The sequence below is a fragment of the Phenylobacterium haematophilum genome, assembly GCF_014196295.1.
GTDB classification, from domain to species: domain Bacteria; phylum Pseudomonadota; class Alphaproteobacteria; order Caulobacterales; family Caulobacteraceae; genus Phenylobacterium; species Phenylobacterium haematophilum.
This window is the reverse complement of sequence record NZ_JACIDK010000003.1, coordinates 15,822-32,756: the sequence shown is the minus strand read 5'-3', so window position 1 is coordinate 32,756 and position 16,935 is coordinate 15,822. Positions and strand designations below refer to the sequence as shown.

General features: G+C 69.0%; 18 protein-coding genes. 8 read left to right on the top strand and 10 right to left on the bottom strand.

What is annotated here, in order from left to right; translation table 11 throughout:
- Position 1: 1 nt before the first annotated feature.
- Positions 2 to 346, bottom strand: coding sequence for a P-II family nitrogen regulator (locus GGQ61_RS11095; RefSeq protein ID WP_183772580.1), 345 nt, complete (start codon positions 344 to 346; stop codon positions 2 to 4).
- Positions 347 to 413: 67 nt separating this feature from the next.
- A complete protein-coding gene (locus tag GGQ61_RS11090) occupies positions 414 to 1,169 on the bottom strand; it encodes a class I SAM-dependent methyltransferase (protein ID WP_183772578.1) in 756 nt (251 codons plus the stop codon).
- An 81-nt stretch (positions 1,170 to 1,250) separates the two neighbouring features.
- Here GGQ61_RS11090 and gloB point away from each other — a divergent pair, with 81 nt between their 5' ends.
- A complete protein-coding gene (gloB, locus tag GGQ61_RS11085) occupies positions 1,251 to 2,015 on the top strand; it encodes a hydroxyacylglutathione hydrolase (protein WP_183772576.1) in 765 nt (254 codons plus the stop codon).
- 8 nt (positions 2,016 to 2,023) lie between these two features.
- The gene (locus GGQ61_RS11080) at positions 2,024 to 3,652 is read left to right on the top strand and encodes a Na+/H+ antiporter (RefSeq protein ID WP_183772574.1); all 1,629 of its coding nucleotides are present in this window, start codon (positions 2,024 to 2,026) and stop codon (positions 3,650 to 3,652) included.
- On the opposite strand, the gene GGQ61_RS11075 is transcribed toward GGQ61_RS11080, so the two are convergent.
- From GGQ61_RS11075 to GGQ61_RS11065, 3 genes are read right to left on the bottom strand one after another with little or no spacing between them, the layout of a single operon-like run.
- Positions 3,649 to 4,341: a TPM domain-containing protein gene (locus GGQ61_RS11075; protein WP_183772572.1), complete on the bottom strand. Its 693-nt coding sequence runs from the start codon at positions 4,339 to 4,341 to the stop codon at positions 3,649 to 3,651. The two genes, GGQ61_RS11080 and GGQ61_RS11075, sit on opposite strands and share 4 nt — an antisense overlap.
- Before the next feature lie 2 nt (positions 4,342 to 4,343).
- Positions 4,344 to 5,129 carry a TPM domain-containing protein gene (locus tag GGQ61_RS11070; RefSeq protein ID WP_183772570.1) on the bottom strand — a complete coding sequence of 262 codons (786 nt, stop codon included), beginning with the start codon at positions 5,127 to 5,129 and terminating at the stop codon, positions 4,344 to 4,346.
- Entirely contained in the window at positions 5,126 to 5,746 is a 621-nt protein-coding gene (locus GGQ61_RS11065) for a LemA family protein (protein ID WP_183773790.1), read from the bottom strand. The genes GGQ61_RS11070 and GGQ61_RS11065 overlap by 4 nt, the downstream gene beginning before the upstream one ends.
- 256 nt (positions 5,747 to 6,002) lie before the next feature.
- Between GGQ61_RS11065 and GGQ61_RS22625 the strand changes: the two genes are divergently transcribed.
- Positions 6,003 to 6,803: a LytTR family transcriptional regulator DNA-binding domain-containing protein gene (locus GGQ61_RS22625; protein ID WP_183772568.1), complete on the top strand. Its 801-nt coding sequence runs from the start codon at positions 6,003 to 6,005 to the stop codon at positions 6,801 to 6,803.
- On the opposite strand, the gene GGQ61_RS11055 is transcribed toward GGQ61_RS22625, so the two are convergent.
- Positions 6,800 to 7,162 carry a SpoIIAA family protein gene (locus GGQ61_RS11055; protein ID WP_183772566.1) on the bottom strand — a complete coding sequence of 121 codons (363 nt, stop codon included), beginning with the start codon at positions 7,160 to 7,162 and terminating at the stop codon, positions 6,800 to 6,802. The genes GGQ61_RS22625 and GGQ61_RS11055 overlap by 4 nt on opposite strands.
- A 114-nt stretch (positions 7,163 to 7,276) precedes the next feature.
- On the opposite strand from GGQ61_RS11055, the gene GGQ61_RS11050 reads away from it, so the two are divergent.
- Positions 7,277 to 7,942: a permease gene (locus GGQ61_RS11050; RefSeq protein WP_183772564.1), complete on the top strand. Its 666-nt coding sequence runs from the start codon at positions 7,277 to 7,279 to the stop codon at positions 7,940 to 7,942.
- 2 nt (positions 7,943 to 7,944) lie between these two features.
- Here GGQ61_RS11050 and GGQ61_RS11045 read toward each other — a convergent pair whose 3' ends face one another.
- Positions 7,945 to 8,526, bottom strand: coding sequence for a histidine phosphatase family protein (locus tag GGQ61_RS11045; RefSeq protein WP_183772562.1), 582 nt, complete (start codon positions 8,524 to 8,526; stop codon positions 7,945 to 7,947).
- A gap of 114 nt (positions 8,527 to 8,640) precedes the next feature.
- On the opposite strand from GGQ61_RS11045, the gene GGQ61_RS11040 reads away from it, so the two are divergent.
- The 4 genes from GGQ61_RS11040 to GGQ61_RS11025 all read left to right on the top strand — a co-directional run bounded on the left by GGQ61_RS11040 (position 8,641) and on the right by GGQ61_RS11025 (position 11,498).
- Positions 8,641 to 9,090: a MarR family winged helix-turn-helix transcriptional regulator gene (locus GGQ61_RS11040; RefSeq protein WP_183772560.1), complete on the top strand. Its 450-nt coding sequence runs from the start codon at positions 8,641 to 8,643 to the stop codon at positions 9,088 to 9,090.
- A 5-nt stretch (positions 9,091 to 9,095) separates the two neighbouring features.
- The gene (fabF, locus tag GGQ61_RS11035) at positions 9,096 to 10,364 is read left to right on the top strand and encodes a beta-ketoacyl-ACP synthase II (protein WP_183772558.1); all 1,269 of its coding nucleotides are present in this window, start codon (positions 9,096 to 9,098) and stop codon (positions 10,362 to 10,364) included.
- Between the two features lie 308 nt (positions 10,365 to 10,672).
- Positions 10,673 to 11,044, top strand: coding sequence for a hypothetical protein (locus tag GGQ61_RS11030; protein ID WP_183772556.1), 372 nt, complete (start codon positions 10,673 to 10,675; stop codon positions 11,042 to 11,044).
- On the top strand, positions 11,034 to 11,498 hold the full coding sequence (locus GGQ61_RS11025) for a hypothetical protein (protein ID WP_183772554.1): 465 nt from the start codon (positions 11,034 to 11,036) through the stop codon (positions 11,496 to 11,498). The genes GGQ61_RS11030 and GGQ61_RS11025 overlap by 11 nt, the downstream gene beginning before the upstream one ends.
- On the opposite strand, the gene GGQ61_RS11020 is transcribed toward GGQ61_RS11025, so the two are convergent.
- From GGQ61_RS11020 to GGQ61_RS11010, 3 genes are all read right to left on the bottom strand, one after another.
- Positions 11,495 to 13,150 carry a M28 family metallopeptidase gene (locus GGQ61_RS11020; protein WP_183772552.1) on the bottom strand — a complete coding sequence of 552 codons (1,656 nt, stop codon included), beginning with the start codon at positions 13,148 to 13,150 and terminating at the stop codon, positions 11,495 to 11,497. The two genes, GGQ61_RS11025 and GGQ61_RS11020, sit on opposite strands and share 4 nt — an antisense overlap.
- Positions 13,151 to 13,212: 62 nt before the next feature.
- Positions 13,213 to 15,060: an ABC transporter ATP-binding protein gene (locus tag GGQ61_RS11015; RefSeq protein WP_183772550.1), complete on the bottom strand. Its 1,848-nt coding sequence runs from the start codon at positions 15,058 to 15,060 to the stop codon at positions 13,213 to 13,215.
- Complete coding sequence (locus GGQ61_RS11010) at positions 15,057 to 16,919, bottom strand: ABC transporter ATP-binding protein (protein ID WP_183772548.1); 1,863 nt, start codon at positions 16,917 to 16,919, stop codon at positions 15,057 to 15,059. Before GGQ61_RS11010 ends, GGQ61_RS11015 begins: the two co-directional genes overlap by 4 nt.
- Positions 16,920 to 16,935: the final 16 nt, after the last annotated feature.

The following is a 16,935-nucleotide window of genomic DNA, read 5'->3' as shown; positions in this document are numbered from 1 at the left end:
CTCAGCCGGCGATGGCGGACGCGTCGCGATCACCGGTGCGGATGCGCAGGGCCTGCTCCAGATCCAGCACGAACACCTTGCCGTCACCGATCTTACCGGTGTTGGCGGTGCGCGCCACCGCCTCGATCACCGCCTCGGCGATGTCGGAGGGGACGGCGATCTCAAGCTTCACCTTCGGCAGCAGCTTCACCTCGTACTCGGCCCCGCGATAGACTTCTGTCTTGCCGCGCTGACGGCCATAGCCGCGGACCTCGGTGACCGTCAGGCCCGACGCCCCGGCCTCGGTGACGGCCTCCAGCACCGCGTCCAGGCGGCTCGGCTTGATGACCGCGACGATCATTTTCATGGTGCTACTCCAAGACTCCGCAGACGCCCCAAGCTAGGGCCAAGCGATACCGTGTCCAAGCGCTTGTCTACTTCGGCGGTTCCTGCGCCCGCGAAACAGGCGCCCGACTGGCCGGAACGGGCGAAAGGCCCGGTCGGACGGCAGGCGCCCGCACCCGAGACGGCCGCGCCTTGACCGCAAAGCTCTCCTTCACCGCCTCGGTCAGCACCAGCCCGGCGAACCCCGGCCACAGCCGCGAGCCCGCCTGCTCGAAGCCTTCGGCCCAGCCGGCCATCCAGGTCACCGGCGGCACGTAGAGCGCGCGCGTCCAGCCGGTCGGCTCCAGCTCGGCTTCCCGCAGCAGGTCGGCGAGCTGGCTGCGGGTGTAGGGCCGCCCGTGTCCGAACGGCGTGCGCTCGGCGTTGGCCCAAAGGCCGTTGCGCGCGGCCGTGACCACCACAACCCGGCCGGTGGGCGAAAGCACGCGCCAGACCTCGCGCAGCAGGGCGATGGGGTCCGGGCTTTCTTCCAAGGCGTGCACGGCCAGGATGCGGTCGAAGAAGGCGTTCTGGAACGGCAGGGCGTCCTCGGCCGAAAGGCAGGCGAGGTTCGCGCCCTCGGCCGGCCAAAGCTCGACCCCCTGCTGGGCCGGCATCGCCGCCACCACCCGCCGCGCGGCCGGCCGGATCGGGCCAAGGAACGGGGTGGCGTAGCCCAGGCCCAGCACATCAAGGTCGCGGGCGTCGTCCCAAGTCTCCAGCACCTTGCGCGACACCATTTCGCGCGCGGCGCGGCCGAGCCGGGTGGCGTAGAATTGGCGGAGTTCGAGGACGTCGCGACGCATGCTCCGGAAGACTTATGCTCGACTTGGCCGGCTGCCGACCCTAAATCGCAAGAACCCCGACAAGAAGGCCAGGAGAGACACGTGTCGATCATCGTCCATCAGTTTCCCTGCCTCTCGGACAACTACGGCTTTCTGGTTCGCGACGACGCCACCGGCCTGGCCGCCTGCATCGACACGCCGGAGGCCTCGGTCATCCTGCGCGAACTGGCGGCCCTCGGCTGGAAGCTCGACCTGATCCTCAACACCCACTGGCACCCCGACCACGCTGGCGGCAACGCCGAGATCAAGGCCGCCACCGGCGCCACGGTGGTCGGCCCCGCCGAGGTCGAGCGCATCGGCCACGCCCCTGATCGCATCGTCGCCGGCGGCGATCAGGTCATGCTCGGCCAGACCCGGTTCGAGGTGATCGAAAGCGGCGGCCACACGCTGGGCCACGTCGCCTTTTTCGACGCCGCCGATCATGTCGCCTTCGTCGGCGACACCCTGTTCGCGCTCGGATGCGGACGCCTGTTCGAAGGCACGCCGCAGCAGATGTGGGACAGCCTGCAGCGGCTGGCGGCGCTCCCCGACGACACCAGGGTCTACTGCGCCCACGAGTACACAGCCTCCAACGCCCGCTTCGCGCTGTCGGTCGACGACAACCCCGCGCTGAAGGCCCGCACAGGCGACATCTTCGCCGCGCGCGAGCGCGGCGAGTGGACGGTGCCGACCACCATCGGCGTGGAAAAAGCCACCAATCCGTTCCTGCGCGCCCCTCAGCTGGCCGGGCGCCTGGGCCTGACGGGCGCCGCCGACCATGAGGCGTTCGCCGCCGTCCGGGCGGCCAAGGACAGCTTCAAAGGCTAGGGCGGCCGTTGTCCTCGATCACGACGGTCCTCGTCCTGCTGCTGGCCGTCGTGGTCAGCGCGCCGCTCGCGCGGCTCGTGCGCATGCCGCTGCCGCTCGTCCAGATCGGGCTCGGCGCGATCATCGCCCTGTCGTTCATCCCGACGGTCGACCTGAAGCCGTCGATCTTCTTCCTGCTGTTCCTGCCGCCGCTGCTGTTTCTCGACGGCTGGCGCATCCCCAAGGACGACCTGTTCAGAGACGGGGCGGTGATCCTGGAGCTGGCGCTGGGCCTGGTGGTGTTCACCGTCGTCGGCGTCGGTTTCCTGATCCACTGGCTGATCCCGGCCATGCCGCTGGCCGTAGCGTTCGCCCTGGCCGCCATCCTGTCGCCGACCGACCCGATCGCGGTTTCGGCCATCGCCTCGCGCGCGCCGATTCCCAAGCGGCTCATGCACATTCTCGAGGGCGAGTCGCTGCTGAACGACGCCTCGGGCCTGGTCTGCATGCGCTTCGCGGTCGCCGCGGCGGTGACCGGCGCCTTCTCGCTGCGGGAGGCGGTCGGCTCGTTCCTGTGGGTCGCGTTCGGCGGCCTGGCCATCGGCGTCGGCGTCACCTGGACCGTCACCAAGCTGAAGAACTGGATCATCGACAAGCTGGGCGAAGACACCAGCGTCCAGATCCTCGTCAGCCTGCTGATCCCGTTCGGCGCGTACCTGCTGGCCGAGCACTTCCATTGTTCGGGCATTCTGGCGGCGGTCGCCGCCGGCGTGACCATGAGTTTCACGGAACAGACCGGCCGGGCGCTGGCGGTCACGCGGGTGCGGCGCGCGGCGGTCTGGGACACCGTCCAGTTCGCCCTCAACGGCGTGATCTTCGTGCTGTTGGGCGAACAGATGCCCTCGATCATGGCCCGCGCCGCCGAGACCGTCCGCGTCACCGGCCACCACGAGCCATGGTGGCTGATCGTCTACGTGCTGGCGATCACCGCCGCCCTCGCCGTCCTGCGGTTCGTCTGGGCTTGGTTCTCACTGAAATGGAACATCGCCCGCGCCATGCGGCGCGGCCAGCCGCCCCCGCCCGTGAGCTGGCGGCTGATCGCGGCGACGTCGGTCGCGGGCGTGCGCGGGGCGATCACCCTGGCCGGCGTCCTGACCCTGCCCTTCGCCCTGGCCGACGGCACACCGTTCCCGGCCCGTAACCTGGCCATCTTCCTGGCCGCCGGAGTGATCATCGTCTCGCTGGTGCTGGCCAGCATCGTGCTGCCGCGGCTGTTGAAGAACCTTGAGCTTCCGCCCGAGCCCTCGCACCAGAACGAGATCGACAACGCCCGCGTCGAGGCCGCCCAGGCCGCAATCACCGCCATCGAGCAGGCCCAGCACGGCATGGCCGAGGGCCGCGCCGACGCCGATCTCTACATCGACGCGTCAGGGCGGATCATGGAGCTCTACCGCCAGCGGATCGACAGCCGCCGCCAGGAGCCCGAGGCCCTGGAGATCAATCGCCGCATGGACCTGATCGAGCGCCAGCTGCGCCTGGCCGGGCTACGCGCCGAACGCGACGCGATCTTCAAGCTGGCCCGCGCCCGACGGCTCGACGACGAGAGCGCTCGCAAGCTGGTGCGCGAGATCGACCTCCTGGAGGCGCGCTACGGCTAGCCGAGCACGACCACTGAGTCCGACAGCTCGTTGGGATTGTCGTCCTCGCGCGGTGGGAAGTGTTCGGCCAGGATCGCACCGCAGAGGCCGATCGCCTCCTCGAAGCCGTCGGCCGGGCGGCCGGCCTTGAAGCCCGCCATCAACCGCGCCATCGCCTCGTCCCACGCGCCGGCCGACACCTTGGCGGCGATGCCCTCGTCAGCAATCAGCTCGGCCATGTGCTCGCGGGCAGAGACGTAGATCAACACCCCGGTCCGCTCGCGCGTGGCCTGCAGGTTCTTGGCCAGGAACTGCTCCAGGGCGCGCCGGCGCACGCGCTCGCGCTTCAGGCCCCGAGGCGTCATGACGTGGCGGACGGCCGGGATCGCCACGAGGATCGTCACCGCCACGAACAGCGCGCACTGTAACAGGATCGCCCCGCTCAGCGCGGTCCGCGCCGCAGCCTCGGCCGCCGAACTCATCTGGGCCGCCGACCAGCCGCCGCCGATCTCGTCCGGCGCGGTGACGTGCACGCCAGCCGCCAGCAACACCGCCGGCGCGGCCAGGGCGGCGATCGCGCCCCAGGCGATCGGCGCCTCCAGGTACTCCGAGGACTCAGGCGCCACCACGCAATAGATCTCGCCTGTGGTGCCGGCCTCGGCCGCCTTTACGGCCGCCTCGATCCGAACGCGGTCGGCTTCGGTCAACATTCCTACCAACTCCCCGAGGCCCCGCCGCCGCCGCCGGATCCGCCGCCGCCGCTGAAGCCGCCTCCGCCAAAGCCGCCGCCGCTCCAGCCGCCGCGGCCGCCGCCCCCGCCGCCGCTGCTGAGGATCAGCGGCAACCACCACAGGCTTCCGCGCCGCCGGCCGCCGAACACGCCCTTGAGCAGCCAGAAGATGACGAGGATGACGACGATCGTCCCGAAGCTGATCCCGCCCTTGCCCTCAGCAGGCTGCTTCTGCGCCTCGGCGACCGCCGCAGCCGCCTGGTCCTCGGGCAGCGACAGCTGCTGGACGATGGCCGCGGTCCCATCGACGACCCCTTGCTCGAGCTGACCCGCCTTGAAGGCGGGGATGATCCGCTGGTTGATGATCAGGCTGGACAGCGCGTCGGTCAGAACCGGCTCCAGGCCGTAGCCGACCTCGATGCGCACCTTCCTCTCGCTGGGCGCGACGATCAGGATCGCCCCGTCGTTGCGCTCCTTGCTGCCGATGCCCCAGGTGCGCAGCAGCTGGTAGCCGTAGTCCTCGATCTCGTAGCCCTGCAGGTCAGGCAGTGTCGCGACCACCAGTTGGCGGCCGGTCTGGGCTTCAAGATCGGCAAGCTCGGTGGTCAGCTTCGCCTCGGTCTCCGGCGACAGGATGTCAGCGTCGTCGACCACTCGTCCGGTCAGGGGGGGAAAGGTGGGCGCCGCCGCGGTCGCCGCGCCGACCCAGACGAACAGGACCAGGACCGCAAGGCGCAGCGCGCCCCACGGTCCCGTATGCATCGTCATTGGGCGGGAGCCGGAGCCGGGGCCGGGGTCGCCGGCGCCATGTTGACCGGCGGCGCGGCCGGCGCGGAGCCGCCGAAGTTCACGCTCGGCGCGGTCTGCGCGGCTGCACTGGCGGCGAAGGTCTGCATCGGTTTGGCCCAGCGGTGCACGGTCCCGGCCCACAGGGCGCCCGGGAAGGTGCGGATCTCGGTGTTGTAGTCCTGCACCGCGGCGTTGTAGTCGCGCCGCGCGATGGCGATGCGGTTCTCGGTGCCTTCAAGCTGGCTCTGCAGCGCCATGAAGTTCTGGTTCGACTTCAGGTCCGGATAGCGTTCCTGGATCATCATCAGCCGGCCGAGAACGCCCGACAGCTGGTCCTGAGCCTGGGCGAACTTCTGGAACTGCACGGGATCGGTGATGGTGGAGGCGTCGACCTTGACCTGGGTGGCAGAAGCGCGCGCCTCGGTGACCTGAGTCAGCACTTCGCGCTCCTGGGTCGCATAGCCCTTCACAGTCTCGACCAGGTTCGGAATCAGATCGGCCCGGCGCTGGTACTGGTTCTGCACCTCGGCCCAGGCCGCCTTGGCCTTCTCGTCCTTGGTGGGGATGGTGTTGATCCCGCAGCCTGCGATCAGCATGGGCGTCAGCACGATCAAGGCTGCGCGCACGAAGCGTCGGCGAATATTGGTCACGTGAGATTGCTCCCAAAGCCGCCAAGTCCGAGCTTGGCGCGCGCATCATTGTCCTGCGGCGAACGACTTCGCAATCTCCGCGCGGCTACTGAGAACCTGCTCGCGCCGGCGCGGCCTTTGGCGGGGCTTGGCCGAGAGGCCCGAAGCGGTGAAAGTCCGCCCGGGCGCGAGGGCCCGTGCAGGAACCGGCGGCGAGCGATCCGTGACCAGCGAGGATGCATCCGGGACACGCTCGATCTACTGGCGGGCCTACGCCCTGATCGGCGCGGCGATCGTCACGCTCAACGTCGTCAACATGTTCACGGCGTTCCGCGACCGCCCCGAGGCCCCGCCCGTCATGCCGGTCCTGGAAGAGAGCACCAGCGCGGTGTCTGCCCTCGCCTTCCTGTGGATCGCCTTCGCCGCCTTCCGCCTCGCCCCGCCCGGCAGCCGCCCGGTCTGGCGGATGGTCGCCGTGCAGTCCGCCGGGCTCCTGGCCTTTACGACCGCCCACGTCACCGGCTTCATGTTGCTCCGGATGGCCGCCTTCCAGGCGCTGGATCTGCCGTTCCGGTTCGATCTGGCCGATCGCTTCGTCTACGAGCTGCGCAAAGATGCGTTCGGCTATCTGCTGGGAATGGCCGCGCTATGGGCGATGATCCGGCTCTACGGCGCCAAGCCGGCCGCGGCCGTCAGCACGCCCGCCACCTTCGACATCCGCGATGGGGCGCGGATCCTTCGCACGCCGCTGGCCGAGATTCTCGCCGCCACCTCGGCCGGCAATTATGTCGAGTTCATCCTGACCGACGGTCGAAAGCCGCTGATGCGCGCCTCGCTGACCGCGATCGAGGCGCAGCTCGCGCCGCTCGGCTTCGTGCGCACCCACCGCTCCTGGCTGGTCAACGCCGCCCGCGTCACCGAACTGCGCCCCGAGAAGTCCGGCGACTACGCCGTTCGCCTCGGCGATCTGGAGGCGCCGCTCTCGCGCCGCTTCCCCGAGGCCCTGGCCCGCCTGCGCGGTTAGACGCCGTCCTTGGCCCAGGCCCGCGCGGTCTCCAGGTCCTTCAAGTCGAAAGTCCGCACCTGCACCGAAAGGAAGGCCGCGAAGAACCGCGCCATCGGCCCCATCCAGCCGTTGTCGGTCACCACCGCACAGCGGCCGAACGAATCCAGCCGCGAGAAGCTGTAGTTCAGGTCGCGCCACCAGAGGCTCGGCTCCATGCCCGCAAAGCTGCGCACCACCTCGACCGCATTGATCTTCTTATGGGTCTTCAGCAGCGCCTCGATGGCCGCCACCGCGGCCTCGTAACCCGCTTTGTCGATCGCCCCGTCGACGGTCAACTCGATGTAGCCCGCGGTCTCGTCGATCTTGATGTCCATCATGACCAGCTCCATTGCGGCGAGACTTCGGCCCAGGCAAAGGCGCCGCATTGAGGCCGATCAAGGCTGTCGATAACCTTCGCCGCTCGTGATCGCCGCATCACCCTGGAGCCGTCCATGGACTTCATGAAGATCCTGCGGAGCTTCGAGGATTTCATCTTCGAGGCCACCTCGTGGCTGGCCTTCTATCCGCTTACCCTCTGGCGGGTCGTCACCCGCCCGATGACCTGGATGGCCTATTCGGACGCCGAACAGTCCGATGAGGGCGAGGGGCGCTACGACCGAGCGCTTTCGCCGCCGCTGCTGCTGCTGCTCACCGTCGTGCTGCTGAATGCGATCAGTTCCGCCACCCATTCGGCGCCGGACACCACGTCGGAAGTGGTGAAGGCCATGAACAGTACGCCCGAGAACCAGGCGCTTACTCGCGCCTTGGTCTTTAGCCTGCTGCCGCTCGTCGCTGCGATCATGATGCTCAGGGCCCGCCGCGAAGCTCTCTCGCGTGATGCTCTGCGCGCGCCGTTCTACGCCCAGTGCTATCTGGCCGCGCCCTGCGCGCTGATCCTGAATTCCGGGCTATTCATATTCGCGCATGACCAGTTGTCCAACACGCTGGGGATCGCCGTGATGGTGATTGGCGCCGCCTGGTTTCTCTTCGCGCAATCGCGCTGGTTCTCCGCGAAGCTGGCCGTCGGTCTCGCAAAGGGCGCCATCTGGGCCGCGGGCTCAACCGTGACGGCGATCGTCTGCCTGCTGGCGATCCTGATCCCTATCGCCTCGATTTAGATCTAGGCTCCCGCCACCTCCCGCAGGTGCGCGCGCTCGTTCAGGGCCACGACGTTCCGCTGGCCGGCGCGGGCGCACATATAGCGGTGGACGCTGGTGTAGCCGGGCTCGAAGAACAGCCGGGGGGCCATGCCCAGGACGTGCGCGGTCCAGACGTTGATCACCCCGCCGTGGCAGAACACCGCCACCCGCTGGCCCGGATGGGCGGCGATCATCTCCTCCAGCCCGCCGACCACCGCGGCGCTGAACGCCTCGATGTCCATGGCGTGCTCGCCGGTGGCCATGGCCAGCCAGGCCTCGTAGTTCTCGCGCTTCAGCACCTCCATCGGGATGTAGGCGCCGGAGTCGCGGTCGAACTCGGCGACGCCCTCGTGGATGTTGATGGCGTGGCCGAAGCGCTCGGCGAACGGCTGGGCGGTCTGCACGGCGCGTCGCATCGGGCTCGACCACACCGCGTCGGCGCCCTCGTGCGCCAGCCAGTCGGCGACCTTGCGCGACTGCTCGTGGCCCTCCGCCGACAGGTCAGGATCGGCGCTGTCGTCGCGGCGCACCGGCAATCCGTGGCGGATGAGGATGAGTTCCATGTGTTTCCCCTTGCCGGTTCGCCCCAGCCTGGGATCGTTATCTCCGAGCCGGGCGGCCGGCGCCAGACCAGAGCCTGCTTTTGTCGCCGCGATTAATCCTGTATATGCCGGATAATGCAGCCGCCCGACGACATGCTGTGGTTCTGCTTCGGCCATCGCAGCCGCAAGGCCGCGCGCGCCGTGACCCGGGCGTTCAACCAGCGCCTCAAGCCGTTCGGCCTCAACATCAGCCAGTACGTGCTGCTCGGCGTCATCGCCCGCGGCGAGCACGGCTCGGTCGCGGCCATGGCCGAGGAGGTCGGTGTCGAGCCCTCGGCCCTGCTGCGGAACCTGAAGCTGCTGGAGTCCCGCGGCCTCGTCGCCGGCGAAGGCGGGCGCGGGCGCGGCGGCCGGCGCCTTGCGGTCACCCCAGCGGGCGCCGACCTGATCAGAACGACCATCCCCAGTTGGCGCCAGGCGCAGGCCGATCTGGCCGCGCTGCTGGAGGGCCAGGCCGACGAAACCCGTCAGGCCCTGGTGCGCTTGGAACGTGCGGCCTTGGCCCTCGAGAGAGCTGAAAGGTGAGTGAGATGCGTAGAATCGTCGTGACCGGACAGGGCGTGGTCTCCCCGCTCGGAACCGGAACCGAGAAGGCCTGGGCGCGGCTGGTCGGCGGACAATCGGGCCTGCGCCGGCTGCCCGCCGAGCTCGCCCCCGACGTGCCGGCTCAGGTGGCCGGGAACGTCCAGTCCATCGCCGAGGACCCCGAGGCCGGCTTCGACCTCGACGCGGTGGTCTCCGGCAAGGACCAGAAGAAGATGGACCGCTTCATCCAGTTCGCCATCGCTGCGGCGGACGAAGCGGTCGCCCAGTCCGGCTGGGCCCCACAGAGCGAGGCCGAGAAACATCGCACCGCCACCGTGATCGGCACCGGCATCGGCGGCTTCCCAGCCATCGCCGAGGCGGTGCGCATCACCGACGAGCGCGGCGTGCGGCGGCTATCGCCGTTCACCGTGCCCTCGTTCCTCGCCAACCTCGCCGCCGGCTGGGTGTCGATCCGCCACGGCTACAAAGGCCCGATCGGCGCGCCCGTCACCGCCTGCGCCGCCGGCGTCCAGGCCATCGGCGACGCCGCCCGGATGATCCGCGCCGGAGAGGCCGACATCGCGCTCTGCGGCGGGGCCGAGGCGACCATCGACCGCGTCAGCCTCGGCGGCTTCGCCGCCGCCCGCGCCTTGGGTACGGCTTTCAACGACGACCCGCCCAAGGCCTCGCGCCCGTTCGACTCCGCCCGTGACGGCTTCGTGATGGGCGAAGGCGCCGGGATCATGGTCATCGAAGCCCTCGACCACGCCCTGGCCCGCGGCGCCAAGCCGATCGCCGAACTGGTCGGCTACGGCACCAGCGCCGACGCCTATCACCTCACCGCCGGCCCCGAGGACGGCGACGGCGCGGCCCGCGCCATGCGCGCGGCCCTGGCTCAGGCCGGCCTGGAGCCGTCGGCCATCGGCCACCTTAACGCTCACGCCACCTCGACTCCGGTTGGCGACAAAGGCGAGTTGGCGGCCATCAAGTCGGTGTTCGGAACCGGCCACGGTCCGGCGATCAGCTCGACAAAGTCGGCGACCGGCCACCTGCTCGGCGCGGCCGGCGGGCTGGAGGCGATCTTCACCGTGCTGGCGCTGCGCGACCAGGTGATCCCGCCGACCCTCAACCTCGAACACCCCGACGAGGACGCCGCGGGCCTCGATCTGGTAGCGCTCAAGGCGCGGCAGGCGAGCTTCGAGCACGCGCTGTCGAACGGCTTCGGGTTCGGCGGCGTCAACGCCAGCGTGGTCTTCAAGCGCTGGACCGGCTGACCAGCGCCCCCGACGCGCCCAGAAGCTGTATCTGCACGGCCGGCCGCACCCCAGGGTGCGGCCGATGCCGTTTTCGGCCCCTCGCCTCCCCAATATGGGGACCTTCGCGCTCGACCTTCAGGACTTGTTAGCTATCGCCGCGCGGCTATCGGTCCTAGTTGTGCAGCTTATGTTTCAGAGCGCGTTATGATCGAACTTAAGAAAATAGACTACTCATTGTCAGGATACGAGGCATTAGCGTCGTATACCCGACGCCATCTGATCTGGATTTTACATGGCGTTACAATTCGTCGTCCGGGAAATTGCGAATGACAATCATCAATTTCCCGACCGATCGCTTCCGAACGCCGCACAGTGCTGCTGAAAAGGCCCGGATTCTCATCATTATCGTTACCGGCATCCGCACGCTGGGCGAGCCCGCGACCACCGACGAGTTGGTCGAGTTCGCGCGCGGCCGACTCGCGACCATGGAGGGCTTTCGCCTGAAGGCCGGCGTCGAGGCGCTGCTGCGCGAGTACGCCGAGCCGGCGCCCGCCGCGCCCTTCGCCCACCCGCCGTTCCGCCGGGTGCTGTTCGGCGGGACCGAGGCCTGGGCGTTCAGCAAGCCGTTCCGCATGGAGCTCGCCGCCAGCGGCCTGGACGTGCGGTTGCGGCCGATCGGCGGCGCCCATGACGCCTGAGCCGACCGAGGAGCCGGCGGACATCTTCTTCGCCCGGCTGTCAGGGGCCTTTGTCCTGCGCACCCTGGCCAACGCCAGCGAAGTGTTCGAGGGCGACATGATGCTCGGCATTGTGTTCATGGCCATCGGCCAGGCGACGGTCAGCCACGTCGCCGCCGAGCGCCACCTCTCGGAGTTCGAAGCCGGCGTCGCGCCGGACGACATGCGCCATCCGGTCAGCGTGCTCTCGATCGCCGGCTCGCTGAACATCCCGCGCGAGACCGCGCGCCGCTATGTCTCGCGACTCATCGATCTCGGCTACTGCCAGAGGGTGCACGGCCGCCGCGTGATCATTCCTGGCGAGGTCTATCAGCGCCCGGAGCTGGTCCAGGCGCTGCACCTCAACAAGCGTGACCTGTTGCTGCTGCTCGCCGCCTACCGCCGGGCCGGGGCGCCGAAGGACGACGCGATCTAGCGCCGCTTGGCGGCGCTGGCGTCGCGCAGCGGCTTGAACTCCGAGCCGTCTTTCCAGTTCGGCCAGGTCCCGCCCGCGGCCAGCTGCTTGCCCATCTCGTAGAACAACGCCACGTCCTGGGCCGCGCCCGACAGGTCCCAGTCCGCCGACCAAGCGTCGCCGGTCGTGTGATAGGCGCTGGCCGTATAGTCGGTGACCCACTTGTCGCCCGCCGCGCGGCCGCCGTTGACCAGGTCCGCGCCGCCGCCCAGCCCCATCAGCAGCAGCACCGGCACGCCCTTGCGGGCCAGCGAGAAGTGGTCGGCGCGGTAGAACAGCGCCCGCTCCGGATGGGCGTCCGGCGTCACCGTCCGCCCCTGCGCGGCGGCCGCCTTGGCCAGCATGTCCTCGAGCGCGTTCTGCCCTGCCCCGATCAGCACCACGTCCTTGGACAGGCCGTTGGGCTGCAGCACGTCCATGGTCAGGTTGGCGGCCATGGTCTCCAGCGGCACGGTCGGATGCACGCCATAGTATTCCGAGCCGAGCAGGCCGCGCTCCTCGGCGGTCCAGGCGGCGAACACCAGGGTGCGGGCCGGCGGCGGACCCGCCTTGAAGGCCCTGGCGATCTCCATGGTCCCGGCCACGCCGATGGCGTCGTCGAGCGCGCCCGGGCGTACCGTGCGCCCCTGGGCGTCCGGCGCGCCGACGCCGTAGGCGTCCCAGTGGGCGGCGAACATCACGCTCTCGTTCGGCAGCTTCGAACCGGTGATCTTGCCGATCACGTTGCGGCTGACGATCTGGTCGTGGGTCACGCCGTAGCTGGCCGAGAACGCCGCGCCGGTCAGCGGCACAGGCTGGAAGTCGGCTCGCTGGGCCTTCGCCTTGAGGGCGTCGAAGTCCTGTCCGGCGGCGGCCAGCAGCTCGCGTCCGGCCGCCCCGCTCAGCCAGCCCTGCAGCAGCACCTTCTCCTTGGCCGGATCGGCCCGGACGATGTCGAAGCCTTCGCCGTTCGAGGCGATCACCGTCGACCAGCCGTAGCCCGCCCCCGGCGCCTCGTGGATGATCAGCGCCCCGACCGCCCCACGCCGCGCGGCCTCCTCGTACTTGTAGGTCCAGCGCGCATAGTAGGTCGCCGCCTGGCCGCCGAACATGCCGGCGACCGCCGCGTCCGCCGGGGCCTCGAAGTCGGGATCGTTGATCAGGAAGACCGCGATCTTGCCCTTCAGATCGACGCCCTTGAAGTCGTCCCAGCCGCGCTCGGGCGCGGTCACGCCATAGCCGACGAACACCAGCTGGGCCTTGTCGATCGCCACCGTATCGACCGGCCGCAGGGTGGTGGCGGTGACGTCGGTGTTGCGCGCCAGTTCGCGGCGCTTGCCGTTCAGGTCGAGCGCGAAGACGGCGCCGTCCTTCAGCTTGGTGTGTAGCAGCGGCACGTCCTGGGTATAGGCGCCCGCGTCCCCGGCCGGCTCCAGCCCCAGGGCTTTGAACTCCTTGACCAGGTAGTCGATGGTCTTGGCCTCGCCGGGCGTCCCCGGCGAGCGGCCCTGGAACTCGTCCGAGGCCAGCACCTTGGTCACCTCCGACAGCCGCGCCGGATCGATCGGGTCCTGCGCCAGGGCGCTCGTGGCGAGCAGCGACAGGGCGAGCGACAGCGCGGCGGTGCGGATCATGGGAACTCCTGAAACTTGAGCGCCCGAACCTACAGCAGCCGGCCACGCGGCCAAAGCCGGCCTCACGTCCGCGTCGCGAACTCCGCATCGCCGGTCGTCGCCACCACCTGATCGTCGAACGAGGCGTGCGCCGAGGTGTAGAGGTGCGAATAGAGCCCGCCCGTCGCCATCAGCTCGTCGTGACTTCCCTGCTCCAGGATGCGCCCCTGTTGCAGCACGATGATCCGGTCGGCGTCTCGGATGGTCGCCAGCCGGTGGGCGATGACGATGCAGGTCCGCCCCTCGAACAGCACCTTCAGCGCCTTCTGGATCGCCTGCTCCGTGAAGCTGTCGATGTTGGCCGTCGCCTCGTCGAGGATCAGGATCTGCGGGTCGGCGACCAGCGCCCGGGCGAACGAGATCAGCTGCCGCTGGCCCATCGAGATGTTGCGCCCGCGCTGGCCCAGCTTGGTCTGATAGCCGTCCGGCAGCTTCATGATGAAGTCGTGCGCCGCCACCGCCTTGGCCGCGGCGACCACATCCTCGAAACTGGCCCGCTCGGTGTTGTAGCGGATGTTCTCCTCGATCGTGCCGGTGAACAGGAACGGCTCCTGCAGCACCATGCCGATGGTCTTGCCGAGGCTGTCGAGGGTTACGTCGCGCACGTCCTGGCCTCCGACCAGCACCTGCCCCTTGTCGACCTCGTAGAACCGGTGGGTCAGGGCGATGATCGAGGTCTTGCCCGAGCCCGTCGGCCCGACCAGCGCCACCACCTCGCGCGGGTTCACCGTCAGGCTGATGTCGTGCAGCACCGGCCGCGCCGGGTCGTAGCCGAAGGTGACGTTCTTGAATTCCACCGTGGCCGGCGCGTCGCTCAGCGGCTGGGCGTCCGGCGCATCCTGGATCGCCACCTTGACGTCCAGCACCTCGAAAATCCGGTGCGCCGCAGCCATCGCCCGCTGCATGATCGTGTACTGCATCGACAGCATGCGGACCGGGTCGAAGAACCGCTGCACATAGAAGATGAAGGCGACCATCACCCCCACTTCCAGCCGCCCGCCCAGCACCGCGTTGCCGCCGACCACGATGACGATGGCCATGGCCAGGCCCGTCAGCACGTCGACCGTCGGCACCATGATCTGGGTCATCCAGGACGCCCGCGCCTGGGCCTCGAAGTTGTCGTAGGCCTTGTCCTTGTAGAGGTCGAAATTCACGGCCTCGCGGCGAGTCTCCTGCACCGTGCGCACGCCGTTGATGTTCTCGGCCAGCGCCGAGTTGGCGGTCGAGGAGGCGTCGCGCGCCTCGCGGAAACTGCTCTTGGAGAACGGCAGCCACACCGCCCGCACGGCGATCAGGATCGGCAGCACTGTCAGGGTCAGCAGCCCCAGCTTCCAGTCCATGCTGATCAGCACCGCGGCGATGCCGATCAGCATCGCGACGTCGCCGACCGCGCCGGTCGAGCTTTCCAGGAACTCCTGCAGCGCGTTCACGTCGCCCTGCAGCCGCGACATGATCCGCCCGACGTGGGTCTTGTCCATGAACGACAGCGAGACGTCCTGGAAGTGGTCGAACATCTTGCGGCGGATGTCGAAGATCACCCGCTGGGCCAGCCGCGCCGACAGCCACTGTTCGATGAAGAACGCCGTCGAATAGACCGCCACCAGGGCCGCGAACGCGATCAGGGTCTGGTCCAGCAGATGGCCGTCGCGGGCCACCGCGGCGTTCACGGCCCGCCCGATCAGCGCCGGGATGGCAACCACCGAGGCGGCCGAAACCAGCACGGCCACGACGGCGACCAGGAACGCGCGGCGATACGGAACCATCATGCCGAGGAAGCGCTTGGCCACCCCGGCGTCGAAGGTCCCGAAGATGTCCTCGCCCTCGGACGAGCCGAGCGAGGCGCGGGGCTTCTTGACCTGATCCTGGCTCATGCGGCGTCCTCGTCCAGCACGGCCTCGGCGTCGGACCGCGTCTGCAGCTCATAGAGTTCGGCATAGACGCCGCCGGCCTTGATCAGCTCGGCATGGGTCCCGCGCTCGGCCACGCGGCCGTCGTCCAGCACGACAATGTGGTCGGCGTGCATCAGCGAGGACAGCCGATGGGCGATGATGATCGTCGCCTTCGTTGCGGTCGCCTCGGCCAGCGCGTCGCGCACCCGCCGCTCGGTCACCGCGTCGATGGCGGCGGTGGAGTCGTCCAAGATCATCACGCCTGGGCCCGGCACCACGCCGCGCGCGATCGACAGCCGCTGGCGCTGGCCGCCGGACAGCGCCACGCCGCGCTCGCCGACCCGAGTCTCGTAGGTCTCGGGCAGGCCGGCGATGTGGTCGTGGATCTGGGCCGTGCGCGCCGCGCCCTCGATCCGCGCGTCGTCGGCCCAGGGGTCGGCGTAAGCGACGTTATGGCCGATGGAGGCGTCGAACAGGAACGACTCCTGCTGAACCAGCCCGACGTATTCGCGCAAGCTGGCCAGGGTCATGTCGCGGATGTCCTGCCCGTCGATCGTGATCGCTCCGCCGGTCACGTCGTAGAAGCGCGGGATCAGGTTGGCGATGGTCGACTTGCCGCTGCCCGGCGGGCCGACGATCCCCAGCGTCTGGCCGGCGCGCACCTCGAATGAGACGTCGCGCAGGATCTGCTTGCCGGCCGGATCGAACGCGAAGTCGACGTGCTCGAAACGCAACGTGCCGGCGCTCGGGGCCAGCGGCTTGGCCCCCGGCGCGTCGTCGATCTCCGGCTCCAGGTCCAGCACCTCGAACAGCCGCGCTCCCGACGAGGTCGCCCGCGCCGCGGCGTTGAAGATCATCGCGATCTGCCGGATCGGCGTCTGCAACAGCGTCATGTAGGTCAGGAACTCGGTGAGTTTGCCGATGCTCATCGCCCCGCCGACCACCTTGTGGCCGCCGTACCAGAGCAGCACGCCCATCGAGCCATAGAACGACACGGTCATCACCGCGACCGCCCGGAAGCGCAGGGTGATGCGCTTGTAGGAGTACTCGAGCGCGTCCTTGGAGGCGGCGTCGAACTTGCCCATTTCAAAGCGCTTGCCGGCGAAGGCGCGGACCACGCGGATGCCCTGGAGGTTCTCCTCCATGGTCAGGGTCAGCACGGCCATCAGTTCCTGCACCCGCAGCCAGGTGACCCGCAGGAGGAAGCCCATCCGCCCCAGCGCAAAGCCGGCGATCGGCACGAACGCCAGGCCGATCAACCCCATGACCAGGTCGGTCGTGAGCATCATGTAGGAGGCGAAGCCGAGCAGCAGCAGCAGCGAGACGAGTTGCATCGCCCCGTTCTGGATGAACACCCGCGCGCCCTCGAGATCGAGCATGCCGCGGGTCACCAGGTCGCCCGAATGGATCCGATCGTGGAACCCGAAGCTCAGCCGCTGCAACTGCTGGAAGTACTCAAGGCGCAGGTCGTAGCCGACCCGCTGGCTGACATACTCCGCCTGATAGCCGGTCATCATGGTCAGCACGCCGCGAATGACGGTCGCGGTGATGACCAACAGCGCGGTGGCGACCAGCGCGCCCTGCGCCTCGCCGGCGTGGGCCGCTCCGGCCTTGAGCAGCGCGCCGGCCTGATCGACCCCCTGGCCGAACAGCCGCGGCAGGGTCAGGCTGGCGACCGCCGCTCCTAGCGAGCACCCGATCGCCAGCGCCATCCGGCCTGGATAATGCAGAGCCCGGGCGGTGATCCGTTGCAGCACGCGCGGCATTTTGCTGACGTCCACACGCGCTACGGTGGAGTCAGAGCTGCGCGCGCCCCGCTGGAAGGGGCGTGACTCGCTCATGGCAAGTTTCCATCTT